Source organism: Pseudoalteromonas xiamenensis (genome assembly GCF_017638925.1).
GTDB lineage: Bacteria > Pseudomonadota > Gammaproteobacteria > Enterobacterales > Alteromonadaceae > Pseudoalteromonas > Pseudoalteromonas xiamenensis.
This window is the reverse complement of record NZ_CP072135.1, coordinates 729,728-746,478: the sequence shown is the minus strand read 5'-3', so window position 1 is coordinate 746,478 and position 16,751 is coordinate 729,728. Positions and strand designations below refer to the sequence as shown.

Genomic DNA, 16,751 nt, shown 5'->3' with positions numbered 1-16,751 from the left:
GGTGTAAGGTTAAAAGTATACAAGCACATTGACCCAAACCCATTTTAACTGGCGCAGTAGGCTGACAATCCTCGGCTTAGATTCTCAGAATACAGATGAATGTTTAAGTCTTCCGGTTTGATGTACAGCCAAATGTCACTGTCTGCTTTTGGGCATAATGAACTACGGATATACTCTCTCTGATAATGGGGTTCGAGCGCCAGAGGTTGCGGTGTTTCAATAAACACCGATATCCCATTGTCTTCAATAGCGGCACCGCGAAAACGCCAATCGCCTACGAAAAACTTGGCCATGAAGTAACGCTCAATTTCACTCAACTGCGCTTCATTAAATTGGTGAGCCGAGAATCTCTCACTCGCATGACGCGTACCGTCAGTCTTATCGACACGATGTGCCGAACCCGATGAGTCGTAGAATACCCAACACAGCGTGATCATAATCGCGAGAACCGCGCCATATAGACATTGTAACTGGAGTCTCATTCTCTGCCGTTGCTGCTCTAAAATCGCCTTTTGAGGCTCTGCTCTTTGCGTATTTTTCTTGAGTTGCTCGCAACAAAGCCCGGCGCTCAGCACGGATTCTTTCCATCATATCGGCAAACTGGCCTTCTTCGACGTCATTAAAGTCTAAAGTCAAATTCACTGTATCGGCGATGGTCTTTTCTTGCATTCTCAGTCCCTACCTGTGCTGCGTAATGGAAATGGCCCGCATTGACGGCAACATCAACTAGGGCTGTGTAGTTAAATACGCATTTCGGTAAAAAGAACCGCCAAACCAAGTTAAATAAATTAAAAATAATTTTCCCGACAAAGTTGTTATGCGTCATTTTGGTAAACGATGTCGGAGGCATTGCTTAAATTCGTAGGACTTCAACCCCCATGACTTATGTGACATTCAGGATGTATCAGGTCATTTCATAGGCGGTTTGACCGTGTGGAAGTCACCTTTTTGCTCGTCACCAAAACACAAATATGGGGATAAAACTAAATGGGGTGGATGGGGATAAGGCTGAGTAAGGATTCAGATCCCATTTGACCAGATAAACTGCGTGAACGAGAAGGTATTCACCTGTTAAATTTTCTGTTTTTTAAGAAGTTATAACCAATAATCTAGACACTTCTCAGCCGTTCTTGATATCGCTTTTCATACTCTACTGGCGAAAGTAGATCATTGGAACCATGTTTCCGTTTATTGTTATAAAACATTTCTATGTAATCGAAGATATCACTTCTAGCATCGTCCCTTGTTGAATAGACTTTTCGCTTAACTCGTTCACGTTTGAGCAATTGGAAGAAGCTTTCAGCCACCGCATTATCATGACAGTTACCTCGTCGGCTCATGCAGCCTTCAAGACCATTTACTTTAAGGAAGTGTTGCCAATCATGGCTTGTGTATTGACTACCTTGATCGGAATGGACTGTCACCATTTTCTTAGGGTTTCGTCGCCATACAGCCATGAACAAGGCATCTAATACGATTTCCTTCGTGATCCGTGATTGCATTGACCAACCAATGACTTTGCGTGAGAACAAATCGACAACCACAGCCAAGCAAAGCCAGCCCTCATGAGTACGGATATGGGTAATATCGATTACCCATGACTCATCTGGCGACTCAGGGTTGAATTGGCGTTGTAATCGATTAGGCACGACAATATGACTATCACCGCTGCGATGACGAGGCTCTCTGTATCCAACTTGAGCCTTGAGTCCTTCATCTCGCATCAGCCGATAAACACGATTGACTCCGCATTTCTTACCAACATCACGTAAAAGAAATGGTGTGGTTCTGGCGGTTGGATTACAACGAAGAACGCACACATGAAAGCCTTGGTGATCTGCCGCCCTCAGCTTACCGAGCAAAGTTGGAAAACTTTAGTTTACAGGTGTCTCACTAACGGGGAAGTGGACAAGATAAAGCGGTTGAAGCTTACTTGATTGAGCAAACACCGCTCGATTTGCCTATTTGGATTTTCAAGAGGCGTTAGTCAAAAAAGCAGAATGCAGGATACGCATCCTCTGCTACCGATAATATTTCCCCGTCTTTGCAGAAACTGACACCCGTCACACGCTAACGCCAATGAGCGAAGTGAAAGTCACGGCCAAGAGCGTAGCGCGGTGGACGCACAAGAACTTTAGTGCAGCGGGGTTCAGTGAACGTCAGGCTCGCGTGGGGGCTTTAGATGGTAAAGTATCTAAAGGCGGTGGTAGGCCGTCCAAGGCGAAAGAGCATCTACAGGCGGTTTTGGAGCTAAAGGCTCAGGGCTGTTCAAACCGCGATATAGCTGAAGATCTTGGCATTGGTTCGGCTTCTGTCAGTCGATATTTAAAACAAGTGTCAGAGTGATCCAAACAAGCCTTATCAGATAATAGCCCTTACGGTTTAATATCGGTGAGTTACAATTGGTGTAAATACGTTTGTAATTACCGGTGCATTATGGGTACGATTAATATTCGAGTTGATGATGAATTAAAAGCACGTTCTTTTGCTGCATTAGAGAAGCTTGGTGTAACTCCGTCTGAATTGTTAAGACAAACTTTGGAATATGTGGCGCAAAGAGAAGCGTTGCCGTTTAAATCTGTGTTGTTAACCAGCGAAGATTAAGCATTGATTGCCGTTGCTAAGGCTCGTTTAGCGGAGCCGAAAACTGGTGTGAAGGTCTCGCTAGATGACCTATGAGTTAGAATTTGATCCCCGAGCGCTCAAAAGAATGGCACAAGTTAGGTGCGACAGTGAAAGAGCAGTTTAAAAAGAAACTGGCAGAAGTTTTAAAAGAAACTGGCAGAAGTTTTAAAACAACCGAGAGTTGAAGCGAACCGCCTAAGAGAATTGCCAGACTGTTACAAGATAAAGCTTCGCCAAGCTGGGTATCGGCTGATATATCAAGTGCGGGATGAAAAAGTGTCAGTTCTTGTTGTTGCCATAGGTAAAAGAGATAAATCAGAAGCTTATAAAGATGCTGGAAACCGAGTTTAGCTAACAGGCTCACTTATTGCTGAAGGAACTGGGCTATTCAAACCTCGATATTGGTGAGGATCTTGCTATTGGCTCGGCTTTGGTGAGTCGCTATTTGAAGCAAGTACAGAGTGATCGAAAACAAGCCTTATCTGATAACAGCCCTTGGCGGGGGCGAATAGATCTCTTAGCGGGTTTCCCGCAGCCTTTTAGATTTAAAGGTGTAACGGGTGGCGCTAGGTATTGCTTCTAATTTAATGGTATCTAACTTGCTTAAACTATTTTTTATTCTCAAAGGAGAGAGAACATATGCAGATATCTAATAATTTTATGGATGTATTTTTTGGTTATAACGGTAGAGTTGGCGATGTTAAGGGAGCAAAAGAAGGTATTGCAGAGTTTGAGCAACGAGCTAAAAACGCTGAATCTCCAGAAGAAAGAGAACGATATGCTAAAGCAGTTGAGCAGTTAAAAACAGAAATTCTGCCTAAAATGCAGCAGGAAATGGAGCAACTAGGGAAGCAATTAGGATTAAATTCAGGCCAGATAGGGCAGGTGATAGAAATAGATAAAGATCACAATTCTGTACCTAATTTAGCTATTAAAAAGAATGGTGGTGGTGTACTATCTTTTATGACTTCTTATGAATCAGGAAGTTACTATCACAACAAAATATAAAGGATTAGTTCATGTTTAAAAAGATATTTGAATCGCCACTAGTTTCCTAGACACCTCTTAGTTAGATAAACTAACTCAAAGAGAGGTGCTTATGAGCGGCAAACGCTATCCTGAAGAATTCAAAATCGAAGCGGTTAAACAAGTTGTTGATCGCGGTCATTCCATCGCTGATGTTGCTAAGCGACTAGATATCACCACACACAGCCTATATGCTTGGGTGAAGAAGTATGGCCCTGATAACAAACAACACAACGACTTATCTGAGGCGCAGGCAGAGATTAAACGCCTGCAAAAAGAACTAAAACGGGCCACTGAAGAGCGCGACATTCTAAAAAAAGCCGCGGCGTACTTCGCAAAGCTGTCCGACTGAGGTACGCCTTTATTAAGGAGCACAATGATCGGTGGCCGGTACGCTGGCTGTGTAACATGCTGGATGTTCACCCCAGTGGTTTTTATGCATGGAGCAAGCAGCCGTCTTCAAAACGTGACAAGACAAACCGTCGGCTGACAGGGTTAATCAAGCAGTTCTGGCTGGAATCTGGTTGCGTGTATGGTTACCGTAAGATCCATTCTGATTTACGTGATACGGGCGAACGCTGCGGTATTAACCGGGTGTATCGATTGATGCAATCTGAGGGGCTAAAAGCACAGGTTGGTTACCGCAGACCGAGGTATCGCAAGGGTGATAGCCATATCGTTGTGCCTAACCGTTTACAGCGCCAGTTTAATCCAGTAACGCCTGATGAGGTGTGGGTAACTGATATCACCTATATCCGCACACACGAAGGTTGGTTGTATCTGGCCGTCGTGGTGGATCTGTTTTCCCGCAAAGTTGTTGGTTGGTCGATGCATTCCCAAATCAGCAAAGACATCGTATTAAACGCATTACTGATGGCGGTTTGGCGACGTCAGCCGAAAAAGCAGGTGATGGTGCATTCCGATCAAGGAAGCCAATACACCAGCCACGATTGGCAAGCATTCCTTAAAACTCATGGCTTGCAAGGCAGTATGAGCCGACGCGGAAATTGCCATGATAACGCTGTAGCCGAAAGCTTTTTCCAGCTGCTGAAGCGTGAACGGATCAAACGCAAGATCTACTCAACACGGGATGAAGCCAGAAGCGATGTGTTTGATTACATAGAAATGTTTTATAACAGCAAACGAAAACATGGTTCCAATAATCTGCTGTCACCGGTAGAGTATGAAAACCGTTACCAAGAACGGCTGGGAAGTGTCTAGTTTATTGGTGGCGATTCAAACATCTTGCTTTTTCACTACTTCGATAGCTTTATAGTTACCATAAATAGCTTGGGTATTTGATATATTCATAAGAGAGCTCCTTTCGTTTTAACCCAGATTTATAAGCAAGAATCACGCCCTTTTATTGGCTAACGCGCTACGCTTGTTGGCTCCCAAAGCGAGTTCTAAGTCGTTTTTAGATCTTCGTTAAATAATCCACAGAAACGGTGTATAAGTGTGTGTTTTGCTGGGTATAAGCGTGTCATTTGGCGGGAGGCTTGAGTAATCAGGGTTCGAGAATATTTCTCAGAGAGAATTAATAACACATGGATCACACTTCACAAGACAAAACCGCCATAAGCGCGGTGGATTTTGAGTAACAACGCAGTACAGCTTGCACTGTTTGAACAGCGTTTACCCAAAAAACCGTACCATACAGACGAGTTTGCGACTGGCCTTGCCATTGCACGCGCCCAGAACGCCCTCAAATCCCGTTACATACAAGCCAATGGTCCAACCCATAAATACTGGCTGATCTTCGATGTAGATTCGCCTGATGCGGCTTTAGGGTGGTATGACTTAGGCGCACCCGCCCCCAATATTGTTGCCACCAATCGAGAGAACGGCCACGCGCATTTGATTTATGGCCTTGAGGTATCGATCCGAACGGCACCAAACGGGCGCAGTGTGCCTTTGCGTTACGCCGCGGCCGTAGAAAACGCGCTAAGAGAAATGCTCGGTGCGGACATTGGTTATGCAGGGCTTATCTGCAAAAACCCGCTACACCCGCATTGGCAGGTGTCTACGTGGGAGCAAAACCTGTATGACCTCGATTGATTAGCCGATTATCTGGATTTAAGCGCTTACGGTGGCCGTCAGCGGCTGCCTGATTACGGGTTAGGCCGTAACTGCAACCTGTTCGAAGACTTGAGAAAATGGGCGTATCATTCCATTCGTCAGGGATGGCCTGACTATGAGCGTTGGTTTGAGGCTGTTTTAACTCGCGCAAACGGTTACAACATCCAAAAGTTTGAACACCCGATACCAGAAAGTGAAATTAGGCATACAAGCAAAAGCGTTGCTCAATTTGTCTTTAAGCACTTTAGCCCAGAGGGTTATATTTTGAAATGATTAATGGGGAAGAAGTGCGGTGACATTCACACTTCTTTTGTAACAACAATTGCGCCACCAGCCCCTATTTGCAGGATTGATTTTCAAGAAACGACGTGATTGCACTCGTCATTTTGTTTGTTAACCATTCAGGACCAAAATCCGACATGTCATTATGACGAGCATTTGGAATTTGCATAACACACACGGGATAACTTAAACGTTCGCTGTCCGTGTAAAGCACGTTATCATCCGCCGGAAAATCGCTTCCGCGAATAGACAAAACACGAATGTCTTTGTTCCTCGGTAGCAAAACACGACGGCTATCAATGGTCACCACCGCTTCAACAAACGTTGGCGTTGCATTGGCGTACCACGCCGAAATGTCACCACCATTCGAGTGACCAAGCAACCACAAATGATCAAAATCATATGCCTCAAAAGAGGGGCTTAATGTTTCGCGCACAAAAGCGAGCGTCTGTGCACCCCGTTGCCAATTTTCAGCGCGTGTTGCAAGAAACGGAGGTATACGCGATAAATCAGGGTCTTGCTCGAGTTCGTGGGCTATCGACACCGTCATAAAGCCATGCTGAGTCAACGTGCGCACCATAAACTGGTACTTGTCATGTGGTATACCATAACCAGAACTAATGAAAGCGACTTTACACCGTTGTTGCAACGTACAACGCTCTTGCTTTTCCGGAAGTTGAATTTCGATGGGGACAGTCCGATGTCGAGCTGCATCCACCAACGATTCTGGATGGGATGTTGCGCTGAGGGTTAGCGCCGCGAGCATAGTAAAAAACATCTGCTATATCCTTATTTTTATTATAGAATTTTGGTCTTTGATGCGGTGAGTTTAGCAATTAATTGGGCCTATTCACAGTCATAAACTCAACGTGCTTAGTTAAGCATCATTCAGTTGAAAATTCCCATTTTCGCAAAAAATCGATTTCCCATTTTCGATAATTTTCCATACGCAGTCTAAAGAAATAGATACAACACACTGTTTTAAAAAAACTTTAAATTTGGCATTTCAGTTGCTCCAGTCAACATAACGGCAAACATGGAGCTTTACAATGGACAAACTACGTACACGCCCTTCAACTTCTAGAACATGGTTGAAATGGCCCCTCATTACGATTACTGCAGTTGCTGCGCTGTGGCTATTGACGGGCCAAGCAACCACACAAATTTCAAAAGAAAAACTCTGGCTGGCGTCTGTCACTCAAGGGGATTTGTCTCTCCAAGCCTCTGGTTTTGGAGTCTTGCAGTCTAAAGCTCAACGCTTTCTAACTGCACCTTTTTCAGCGGTGGTTGAAGAAATACGTTTAAAACCAGGTGCCCTCGTCAACTCAAACTCCGTCATCGTACGGTTGAGTAACCCCGAAATAGACCAAAATGTAACAACAGCCCAAATGGCGGTGAATGCACAAAAAGCGGTGATTGCGGAGTTCCAACTAAACTTTGAAAAAGAGCAGCTTAGCGTTCAACAAGATATTCAGGAAGTCACTTTAGATTTGAACGTTGCGAAAACACGTTTAAACGCAGAAAAAAACTTGGCAAAAGACGGAGTCGTCTCAAGCTTAGATTTATTAAATAGCGAAGCTAACGTTGCAAAACTGGAAGCACGGCTATCACACCTACGTAAAAGAGATAAAAAAGGCCAAGCGTTATTTGAACAGAAACATCAGATCGAATCACAAAAACTAGAAGAGAAACAAAGCCTGCTCTCGCTCGCGCTCAATCAGCAAGCACGTTTGAACGTCACCGCGGGTATTGATGGAGTGTTACAAGCTTTACCCATTGAGCTAGGACAAAGCTTAAGCATAGGCAGTCAAATTGCGCTTGTTGGCAACACCGACTCGTTAATCGCATTAATCAAAGTGCCGCAACAAGAACTCCAGAATCTCGCTATTGGCCATTCGGCAATGGTTGATACACGAGGAGGTTCCGCTCATGCAAACGTAGTGCGTATCGACCCAGTCGTACAAGACGGACACGTTGAGGTCGAACTTGAACTGACTGGAGATTTACCCAGTAATGCACGTCCTGCACTTAACGTTTCGGCTGTGATAGAGTTAGGCAGGGTTGCGAACGTATTGACTCTGCCGGTCCCCGTTAACGCTAAAGCAAACTCTCGCATACCACTTTATAAGCTGTCGGATGACCAACACAGTGCTGAACTTGTGTGGGTTGAGCTTGGTAAAAAAAGCGGTCAGCGCATTGAAGTGTTAAATGGCGCAGTACGTGGAGATGAATTCATCTTGTCGGATATCGGCAATCAATATCAACAAACCAACATCGAATTAAAATAACAAAGAGAGAATGAATATGACGTCGCAACCCGCTATTCAACTAACGGATTTAACCAAAGTATATTTAACCGACAGTCTAGAAACCCATGCACTTCAAGGGGTCAACCTCACAATTGAGCAAGGTGAGTTCGTGTCAATTTCTGGCCCTTCAGGCTGTGGAAAGTCAACACTGTTGAGCATTTTAGGCCTTCTAGATAGCAGTTCATCAGGGCATTACTTCATTGAGGGTGAAGAAGTCAGTCAGTTGGATGAGAATCGCCGCGCAGAGTTTCGTAACCAAAAAATTGGCTTTGTCTTTCAATCCTTTAATTTAATTGATGAACTCACGGTATTTGAAAACGTTGCCCTCGTTCTACGTTATCGCGAGCTCGCGGTTTCAGAAACAGACATTAGATCCGCAGTACAAGATGCACTTAAAAAAGTTGAAATGTCGCATCGTCAGCAGCATAAACCCAATCAACTTTCAGGTGGACAGCAACAACGAGTAGCGATTGCACGTGCCTTAGTTGGTGCCCCAACCGTCTTACTTGTCGATGAGCCAACTGGAAACTTAGACTCGAAAAACGGTGACGCCGTCATGATGTTACTGCGCGAGTTAAACATGCAAGGCACCACCATTTGTATGGTTACGCATGATCCTCGTTACGCCGATTTTGCCAACAAGCAGTATCATTTGTTGGATGGAAAAATCGTGTCTCAGCCAACGTTAAGGGCGGCATCATGAGCTTTTATCCCATCCTAAAACAGGTTGTTGCGGGACTTCGCAAAAACCCGACATTTAGCGTAACAATGATTCTCACACTTGCACTGACACTTGGCGCGTTACTGGCGGCCATTAACTTAAACCAAGTCGTGCTGTTCAAGCCATTGCCATATAAATCGCCAGAACAACTGTATTTGTTGCAACAGAATTTGCAGTCGGAGGGGAAAAATAATATTGGTGGTCAACTTGAAGCCCCGCAAGTGGCCATGTACAAACAAGCTAAAGAATCGAATCAATCAGCTGCCATGATTAAACAGCAGCAAGGCCAAGTGACAAGTGATGCAAGTCAGCCGGTGGAGTCAGCCCTGTATGTAACGTCTGAATACTTTAGTTTGCTGGGACTGCCGCTTCATTTAGGAAATGATTTTAGCCCGTCAGCTTGGTATACCGAGGCATTGCCTGAAGTTGTATTGTCTTACGAGTATTGGCAACGCCAATATGCAGGTTCGCCCGCGGTCATTGGGCAAACATTAGAGTTCAACAAAATAGCATACCGCATCATTGGCGTGATGGCGGATAAAGTTGAAGACCCAGCCCCTTCAGCCCCGTATGGTCCGGCGGCACTTTATTTGCCAATGAGCAATCAAGTGTTAAATGACCAAAAATGGACGAATGCCTCGAAGAGTTTAACCACTATTCAACGCATTGACACACCGAGTCTCGTTCAATCTACCCAAGCACAATTCACAAATGTCATGCAGCAAACGCTGGCAAACCATAGTGACATCGCGAAAACCTTTGATGGTTACCAATTACTTGCGCATTTTACGCCTCTTGAAGAAGCGATTCGAGGGGACAGTGCTAGGATCACCATTGCCGTTTTTGCTGGTGCGACCACCTTGTTGGTTATTGCCCTTGCGAACATCATCAATTTATATCTTTCTCATCTCATTAAACAACAGCAAACTCTGGCTATTTGTGCCAGCATTGGTGCTAAACCTAACCAATTATTTACACGTATCTTCCTCGAAGCATCAGTGCTCACCGTTACAGCGAGCGCGTTGGGATTACTCGTCGCGGCATGGCTTTTAGAGCTTACAAAGTCACTTGCAAAGGAATCAGTACATCGACTCGTGGAGCTTGGCCTCAATTGGCAAGTCTCGCTTGTTGCGTTATTTTGTGCCTTGTTGCTGGCGCTGATACTCGCATTTTTTGCAAAGAAAACCATTCGCTATCATGAACTCAAATCGCATTTGAGCGGCAGTGGTAAAGGCACTCAGAAGCAGATTTCAGCACAACTTCGCAATGGCTTAATCGCGTCACAAGTCGCCTTAACAGGGGTGATGCTAATTGCCAGTTCTTCCGTACTACATTCTGCACTTTCCTTAGCTAATCACCCTCTCGGGGTCGATGTGACGAACACATACAGCGCCCAAATTGTCACGGCAGGGGAAGACTTATCTAAAGATGGGAAAATGGCGCTAATTAACGAAGTACAACAAACGCTGAACAACCACCCAAAAATAGCACAAACCGCGCGAAGCTTTGTCTCACCCATTCGTCGAGGCAACTTCTCAAGTCCACTCGTCACCGAAGATGGCCAACATCAGGGAGTTTTCGGCTTCAACGCCGTAGATGAAAATTACTTTCCTATGCTAAAACAAGCCGTTATTTCAGGCAGAAATTTCGCCCCTGACGAAATTGTAGATAAAGCCAAGGTGATCATCGTAAGCAGAGCTCTTGCTATGCAGGTGTTTGGCACGACGGAAGTAATTGGTAAACGATTAGGCTTCAGAACGGAAAATCTGTTTGAGATCGTAGGTGTAGTCGATGACCATTATAACGCGTTTACGCATAGTCAGTTTACCGGCTACGTGTATTGGCCGTACTCCACATTGCGATTGAACCTGATGATCCGTACTAAAGAAGGACAAACATTGTCGCGTAAAGAAGTGATCGATATCGTCAATCAAGTTAACGCCAATTCGACGGTACTTGAATTCCTTGACGTGACACAAGCGAGCGAAGATTTAGTGTTTCACCATAAATTGGCGGCGGCATTAAGTTCAGGTCTCAGCATACTCGCTTTGGGATTGGCTTGCGCGGGGATATTCGGGGTCGTGTCTTACGGTACTCAGATGCGCCGTTTTGAACTGGGTGTTCGTATGGCTCTGGGTGCAAAACCAAAGCGTATTTTAGCAATGGTAGTACGTGAAGCGCTGAAACCGCTTTTCACTGGCATCGTTGTCGCGTTCGTGCTCAGCATTGGAAGCTACAGCTTGTTTAACGATTTGTTTGCTCTATACGCCAAACCTCAACTTGCCCAAGTTGCCGTCGCCGTAGCCGTTTTATTTGGATTTTGCTATCTTGCATGCGTGATCCCTGTAAAACAAATAATTAAAGCAGATCCTATTTCGGCATTAAGAAACGAGTAAGGAGTGCGTGGCTTCGGCCACGCAAACAACGGCAATGACTGCAACCATTTTAATCATTGATGACAAACCGGATGTGCGCCTCTCTGCGCGATTCTTGTTAAGCAATTACGGCTATCAAATCGAAGAAGCGGATTCTCCAGCCATTGGATTAGCGCGGCTTGCGCAAAAGTCCGTTGATCTCGTTCTGCTCGACATGAATTTCGCATTGGATACGACATCAGGTGCTGAAGGCCTTTATTTCCTCGATAAACTTGCTGCATTTAATGAATCAAATGGTACATGCATTGCCGCCATTGCGATGACGGCATGGGCAAATACTGAACTTATTGTTCAAGCGCTTCATAAAGGTGCGAGCGATTTTATTGAAAAGCCTTGGGACAACAAGCGACTTGTCCAAATCATCGACAATACAACCAAAGTGTCCAAATTAAAACGAAGTAACTTGGCGCTGGAACAGCAACTTCAAGATGCGCAAGATGAGGTATGGCTCAACTCCCAATCCCCTGTCATGCAAGCCTTTTTATCGCAATTAGAGCGCGTTGCGAAGACGCAAGCAAACGTTTTATTGATAGGCGAAAATGGCACGGGCAAATCTTCATTCGCGCAATATTTACATCAACAGAGTTCATCACATGGCGCGTTTGTTTCGGTAAATATGGCTGCCATCACGGAAACTCTATTCGAAAGCGAAATGTTTGGTCATGTAAAAGGGGCATTTACGGGTGCAGATAAGGCGCGTATCGGCCGCTTTGAACTTGCCAGAGAAGGGACTCTGTTTTTAGATGAAGTGGCAGCAACCCCCATCTCTCAACAAGCTAAGTTATTGCGTGTGTTGGAAAGTGGTGAATTTGAAAAAGTAGGCAGTAGTCATACGATGACCGCGAAACCGCGAATTGTCAGTGCCAGCAATGAAGCATTTGAAACGCTTATTAAACAAGGCGTGTTTCGCCAAGACCTGTTTTTCCGTCTAAATACCGTCACTCTTAAAGTACCCGCACTTCGCGAGCGGAGAGAGGATATTCCTATGCTGGCGAAGCAATTTTTAGCAAAACATGGCCAAACCCATGGCGTGCCGAAAAAACAACTTTCCAGTGATGCCGAACGCTATTTGAGCGCGCAGAATTTTGCAGGCAATTTGCGTGAATTAAGCCAACTAATGGAACGCCTCGTTATTCTAACGAGTGACATTCACGTTACGCCTGACATGATAGCGCAAGTCCAAAATCCGAATTCAGCAGCGGCTCCGCTTTGCAAATCTGCCCATGCAGAATTGCCCTTGATGACCATTGATGAAGCGGAGCAGCAACTTTTAAAGTTAGCACTCACAAACACCAACGGAAACACTGAAAATGCAGCAACGATCCTTGGGCTGAGCAAAAGTGCCATTTACCGACGATTGGAAAAGTACCAAATTGTGGCCAAAGATTTTCAGCAAAAAGCAGGTATTCTTTGATTAAGTCACAAGAGGATCTGACGCGCATCGTCGCGCTCAGCGTGACGCTCGTCATTGTATTGCTTGCCAGTATACTCGTGTGGCAGTATCAAGCGCGGCCACTTTTTCTCATCACGTTGTGGGTATGTCTATTACCTATTTGTTACTTGGGATACACACGTTTCAAACAGGCGCTTTTTACGCCTTATCGAAATATTCAAACACAGCTCGACGCAATCCAAAATGGGGAAACTCATGTGCGTAGCCAAATTGGATTTCAGACCGGTGTGGCCAAGTCCTTACATGATGACGTATTGAAACTTGCGGAACAAGCGTCTCGGTGGCAAGTCGATAATCAGCATCACGCATTGCTTGTGAATGAACTATTGCAATCCATGAACAGCCCAATTGTGGTAATTAACGAAGATAACCGTGTCATTATGGGCAATGGGGCACTTTCAAATTGGCTGGGCTATGGCTGGCATTCGGTTCGCCTAAAGCGTCTCGACACCCTTGGATTTACTTTCAATGATCAATGGAATTTAGTAAGCAACAATGAAAGTGAGCAGTTACGTACAAGCCAAATATTATTGGATGGTAAATTACATACGCTTATTCTCATTACGGACATACAAGATGCCTTGTCGGCCAAACAACAGCAGAGTTGGCAGCAAATCGTGCGCGTCATGAGCCACGAAATCAAAAACTCATTAACGCCCATTAAATCGCTTGCGCAAACCCTTGCTGAATTTTCGAATGACGATACACAAAAGCAAATGCTCGGCGTCATCGTAGAACGAAGTGCGCAGCTCCATCAATTTGTCGCAAACTTTGCGGATTTGGAAAAGCCAATCACCCTCAGCCCCTCGACAATTGATACTCAATTGCTGTGCCTCAATTTGACGACACTGTACCCCTCGCTTACCGTGTCGTTTGACACTGAATCTATTTATGCTGACAAAGCGTTACTCGAGCAAGTACTTATTAATCTTATCAAAAATGCCTTTGAAGCCTGTGACTCAGAGAAAACCGACCCGATGGTCGAATTGCATATCAAGCAGTCTAACACCTTTACGACGATCACCGTTCAAGATAACGGCATTGGCTTGAGCAATCTGGATAATTTGTTTGTACCATTTTTCACCACTAAAAAAGAGGGTCAAGGGATCGGTTTAGTCTGGTGTAAGCGAGTTATCGAAAACCACAATGGAAAACTTAACTTGTATCAGACGCAAGAGAGAACGGTCGCTGAGATTAGACTGCCAGTACAACAATGAAAAAGTAAAAAGGGCATTCACGATGCCCTTTTTGATTCCACAGCAAAAAGCCTTACTAGACGGTACGGGTTGCGATTGCTGGGGACAAACGGCTGGCTTGCAGTGCAGGCACGAGCACGCCAACTTGGCCCAGTACCAAACAAAACGCCGCGCCAAACACAAAATAGCCTGCCGGAATAAGGTTGAACTCGAAATGACTCACCGTGTACTGGTTTAAAACAATCGCGAAAACACAACCGAATAAAATGCCTATAGACGTAACTATCGCATTTTCTGTCAAAAAATAACGCAATACATGCCATTGACTCGCACCGAGCGCACGACGAACACCGATTTGTTTACGGCGTTTCATGATGGCAAAACGTGATTGACCAAAAATACCCAGCGCTGTAACAAACGTTAGACCCAATAACACTATCCACAATGTGTTTAACGCGGCACTCTCCCTTTGGTAATTCTTTGCTTTGATATCAACGAATTTATCCAAATAGGTAATTTGTCTTCTAGGTGTTTTCAATAAATATTCTTTGACACGCTCCATCACTACATCAATCTCGCCAGGTTCAGCTCTTACCGCTAATGGAAGTACTTCGTTCGCGTCTCGCACAGGCTTAAGAACACTAATCTTGGCCGCAAACCACGTTCCCCAAGGACCATTCATTTCAGCTAAAATTCCTTTGATTTGATGAGGAATCATCGTCAAGTAGATGGTTTTTCCAAGCGCCTCTTCCCAGTTGTCTGGATAAAGTTTTTCAGCCAGCGCTCTGGTTACCAATACATCGCTTGGGTGAGACTGCGCTTCAAATGCGACAGTTATTTCGTCTTGTTTAGTAAATCCTTGGCCTGCAACTAGCTCTAAGCCAAGTGTTTGGTAGGCGTCTGTGCTCCCCATGAAGGTAGCCGTCCACGTTTCGCGACGCCCTTCAGGTGTTCGAGTAAGCTCATCGTAAGTGCCAAATCCGGCGAGCGGCAGCGTATTCAGCATAGACACTGCTTGCACTCCGGGAATACTGCGAATTGCTTCAATAGTCTCATCGAGGCGTGCTTCATACTCTTCTTTTGGAAAAGGTTGATTAGAGAGCACACGAAAGATATTCGCTTCATCAACGCCGCTTGGCTTTGAAATCATTGCTTCTTTTTGTTCAATCATGAAAAAGGCATTGACCAAAATCGTAAACGTTACGGCAATTTGTAGCGCGAGTAAGGCAGGCCCCATCAAGCGCACTTTTATGGTTTTAAGTATTGGTTTTAAATCACGCATACGACTACCTACTGACTTTTAAGCTGGCTAGCTGGCTGAACTTGGATCGCTTTGATAATAGGGAGCAGACCAAACGCCATGGTTGCAACAATCGCAAGTCCTAACGTCGCCAAGACCATATTCACGTCCATCGTCATTAATTCCGCAGACAGATAGCTGTAGGCGCTTTTTGTAAAGTGCAATCCAGCCAACGTCATCAACATCCCTAAAACCGAAGCAAATAATGCCAAAAGCAAAATTTCGCAACTAAATTGAGCAAAAAGATTTTGTTTACTCGCGCCAACCGCACGTCGTAATCCCACTTCCGCCGCCTTACTGTGAAATTTAGCGGTCATGAGACTCATGCAGTTAAGAAGACACACGATCAAGAATAAAAACGCCAACCACACGCCAATTCTCGTGTCTTTAGACACCACTTCTTCATTCAGCAAGAATTCTTCAACGCTGTACATTTTATGGAAGCCATCACGTTGAAAACGGCCGAATTGTCGTTGGTCTTTCGCATAATCAAATATGAAATCTAAATACCGTTTACGATCGGATGGTGTATCCAATTGAACCCAAAACATGATCCAAACACATTCCGAGTTGAAAAACGCCCGAATGGAATCATCAGCAGGCGCCGTCCAGCAATTGAAAGCAAGCTCAGAACGCGTTAACAGCTCATGCCGAATTTGATTGAAAAAAGGCACAAACACATCTCGAGTGGGTTGATAAGCTTCAAAAGGCGCACCGTAGAACTTTGGCAACATAGGCCAGTCATCCATAACACCGACAATACGATATTGTCGTTCACCAATAACGATACTTTTGCCAATGGAATTCACACCGCCAAACAACTTGTCATTGAGCTTTTTAGAAATGATGGTTACATCCGTACCCGCTTCATCGTCTTCGGCTGACCAAGCGGTTCCATATAAAAATGGCGCGCGCATCATAGCAAAGAAGTCAATCGTCACCGTTCGAATATCCGTTCCGATACCATCAGAGAAAGACTGATCTTCTGAATACACAAATTCAGCAAATTCACCAATCGCTGTTTGCAACGGAGCTTGCTTCGCTGCAAGTAGGTTTTTGGCATCTTGAAGGGTAATGTGACGAGTCGTACGCTCTTCATCCCCTTCATAGCCATAGGGCTTTTCAGGTCCCCAACTGTTTAACTGGATCTGAAAGGTGCGGTCGCTCAACCCTGGTAAAGGGTCTTTAGACATCATATATTGAACCGTATAAGTCGTCATTGAGGCTGCAATACCTACCGCAACGGTCAACACAATAAGTAAACTTAGCAATGGGGTTTTGCGAATACTAACCCAAGCGATTTTTAGGTAATAACCAAACATCTT

The 16,751-nt window shown here is 44.8% G+C and carries 15 protein-coding genes and 4 pseudogenes; 13 read left to right on the top strand and 6 right to left on the bottom strand.

Annotated features, from left to right (window positions below; all coding sequences use genetic code 11):
- Window positions 1-44: 44 nt before the first annotated feature.
- The 3 genes and pseudogenes from J5O05_RS21100 to J5O05_RS21090 all read right to left on the bottom strand — a co-directional run.
- Window positions 45-437, bottom strand: coding sequence for a hypothetical protein (locus J5O05_RS21100; protein WP_208844893.1), 393 nt, complete (start codon window positions 435-437; stop codon window positions 45-47).
- Window positions 379-669 (bottom strand): hypothetical protein, encoded by a 291-nt coding sequence (locus J5O05_RS21095; protein WP_208844892.1) that lies wholly within the window; start codon window positions 667-669, stop codon window positions 379-381. The genes J5O05_RS21100 and J5O05_RS21095 overlap by 59 nt, the downstream gene beginning before the upstream one ends.
- Window positions 670-1,109: 440 nt before the next feature.
- Window positions 1,110-1,772: pseudogene (locus tag J5O05_RS21090) on the bottom strand (IS3 family transposase); the annotation flags it as partial.
- Between J5O05_RS21090 and J5O05_RS22230 the strand changes: the two are divergent.
- The 8 genes and pseudogenes from J5O05_RS22230 to J5O05_RS22220 all read left to right on the top strand — a co-directional run.
- Window positions 1,769-1,897: pseudogene (locus J5O05_RS22230) on the top strand (hypothetical protein); the annotation flags it as partial. The pseudogenes J5O05_RS21090 and J5O05_RS22230 overlap by 4 nt on opposite strands.
- Before the next feature lie 182 nt (window positions 1,898-2,079).
- A complete protein-coding gene (locus J5O05_RS21085; protein ID WP_208844891.1) occupies window positions 2,080-2,346 on the top strand; it encodes a helix-turn-helix domain-containing protein in 267 nt (88 codons plus the stop codon).
- A gap of 90 nt (window positions 2,347-2,436) precedes the next feature.
- Window positions 2,437-2,679: pseudogene (locus tag J5O05_RS21080) on the top strand (type II toxin-antitoxin system RelB/DinJ family antitoxin).
- Window positions 2,669-2,976, top strand: a pseudogene (locus J5O05_RS21075) (type II toxin-antitoxin system RelE family toxin). The pseudogenes J5O05_RS21080 and J5O05_RS21075 overlap by 11 nt, the downstream one beginning before the upstream one ends.
- 288 nt (window positions 2,977-3,264) lie before the next feature.
- Window positions 3,265-3,633, top strand: a complete 369-nt coding sequence (locus J5O05_RS21070) for a hypothetical protein (protein WP_208844890.1) — start codon at window positions 3,265-3,267, stop codon at window positions 3,631-3,633.
- Window positions 3,634-3,724: 91 nt separating this feature from the next.
- Window positions 3,725-4,872 (top strand): IS3 family transposase gene (locus J5O05_RS21065; protein WP_208844889.1). Its coding sequence is split into 2 segments (ribosomal slippage): window positions 3,725-3,962 and window positions 3,962-4,872, totalling 1,149 coding nucleotides; the frame shifts between segments, so codons are not numbered across the junction.
- 372 nt (window positions 4,873-5,244) lie between these two features.
- Window positions 5,245-5,709: a replication initiation protein gene (locus tag J5O05_RS22225; RefSeq protein WP_244370131.1), complete on the top strand. Its 465-nt coding sequence runs from the start codon at window positions 5,245-5,247 to the stop codon at window positions 5,707-5,709.
- Window positions 5,710-5,721: 12 nt separating this feature from the next.
- On the top strand, window positions 5,722-6,003 hold the full coding sequence (locus tag J5O05_RS22220) for a primase C-terminal domain-containing protein (protein ID WP_341874743.1): 282 nt from the start codon (window positions 5,722-5,724) through the stop codon (window positions 6,001-6,003).
- A gap of 64 nt (window positions 6,004-6,067) precedes the next feature.
- Here the strand turns inward: J5O05_RS22220 and J5O05_RS21055 are convergent, their stop codons facing one another.
- Window positions 6,068-6,790 carry an alpha/beta hydrolase gene (locus J5O05_RS21055; protein WP_208844888.1) on the bottom strand — a complete coding sequence of 241 codons (723 nt, stop codon included), beginning with the start codon at window positions 6,788-6,790 and terminating at the stop codon, window positions 6,068-6,070.
- A gap of 271 nt (window positions 6,791-7,061) precedes the next feature.
- On the opposite strand from J5O05_RS21055, the gene J5O05_RS21050 reads away from it, so the two are divergent.
- The 5 genes from J5O05_RS21050 to J5O05_RS21030 are packed head-to-tail and all read left to right on the top strand — an operon-like array spanning window position 7,062 to window position 14,147.
- Window positions 7,062-8,300 (top strand): HlyD family secretion protein, encoded by a 1,239-nt coding sequence (locus J5O05_RS21050; RefSeq protein ID WP_208844887.1) that lies wholly within the window; start codon window positions 7,062-7,064, stop codon window positions 8,298-8,300.
- A 16-nt stretch (window positions 8,301-8,316) separates the two neighbouring features.
- Window positions 8,317-9,024 carry an ABC transporter ATP-binding protein gene (locus J5O05_RS21045; protein WP_208844886.1) on the top strand — a complete coding sequence of 236 codons (708 nt, stop codon included), beginning with the start codon at window positions 8,317-8,319 and terminating at the stop codon, window positions 9,022-9,024.
- On the top strand, window positions 9,021-11,438 hold the full coding sequence (locus J5O05_RS21040; RefSeq protein WP_208844885.1) for an ABC transporter permease: 2,418 nt from the start codon (window positions 9,021-9,023) through the stop codon (window positions 11,436-11,438). The genes J5O05_RS21045 and J5O05_RS21040 overlap by 4 nt, the downstream gene beginning before the upstream one ends.
- 7 nt (window positions 11,439-11,445) lie before the next feature.
- On the top strand, window positions 11,446-12,891 hold the full coding sequence (locus J5O05_RS21035) for a sigma-54-dependent transcriptional regulator (RefSeq protein ID WP_341874730.1): 1,446 nt from the start codon (window positions 11,446-11,448) through the stop codon (window positions 12,889-12,891).
- Window positions 12,888-14,147: a sensor histidine kinase gene (locus J5O05_RS21030; RefSeq protein ID WP_208844884.1), complete on the top strand. Its 1,260-nt coding sequence runs from the start codon at window positions 12,888-12,890 to the stop codon at window positions 14,145-14,147. Before J5O05_RS21035 ends, J5O05_RS21030 begins: the two co-directional genes overlap by 4 nt.
- A gap of 55 nt (window positions 14,148-14,202) precedes the next feature.
- Here J5O05_RS21030 and J5O05_RS21025 read toward each other — a convergent pair whose 3' ends face one another.
- Together J5O05_RS21025 and J5O05_RS21020 are read right to left on the bottom strand one after the other, a co-directional pair.
- On the bottom strand, window positions 14,203-15,408 hold the full coding sequence (locus J5O05_RS21025; protein ID WP_208844883.1) for an ABC transporter permease: 1,206 nt from the start codon (window positions 15,406-15,408) through the stop codon (window positions 14,203-14,205).
- A gap of 8 nt (window positions 15,409-15,416) precedes the next feature.
- The gene (locus tag J5O05_RS21020; RefSeq protein WP_208844882.1) at window positions 15,417-16,748 is read right to left on the bottom strand and encodes an ABC transporter permease; all 1,332 of its coding nucleotides are present in this window, start codon (window positions 16,746-16,748) and stop codon (window positions 15,417-15,419) included.
- Between the last annotated feature and the right edge of the window lie 3 nt (window positions 16,749-16,751).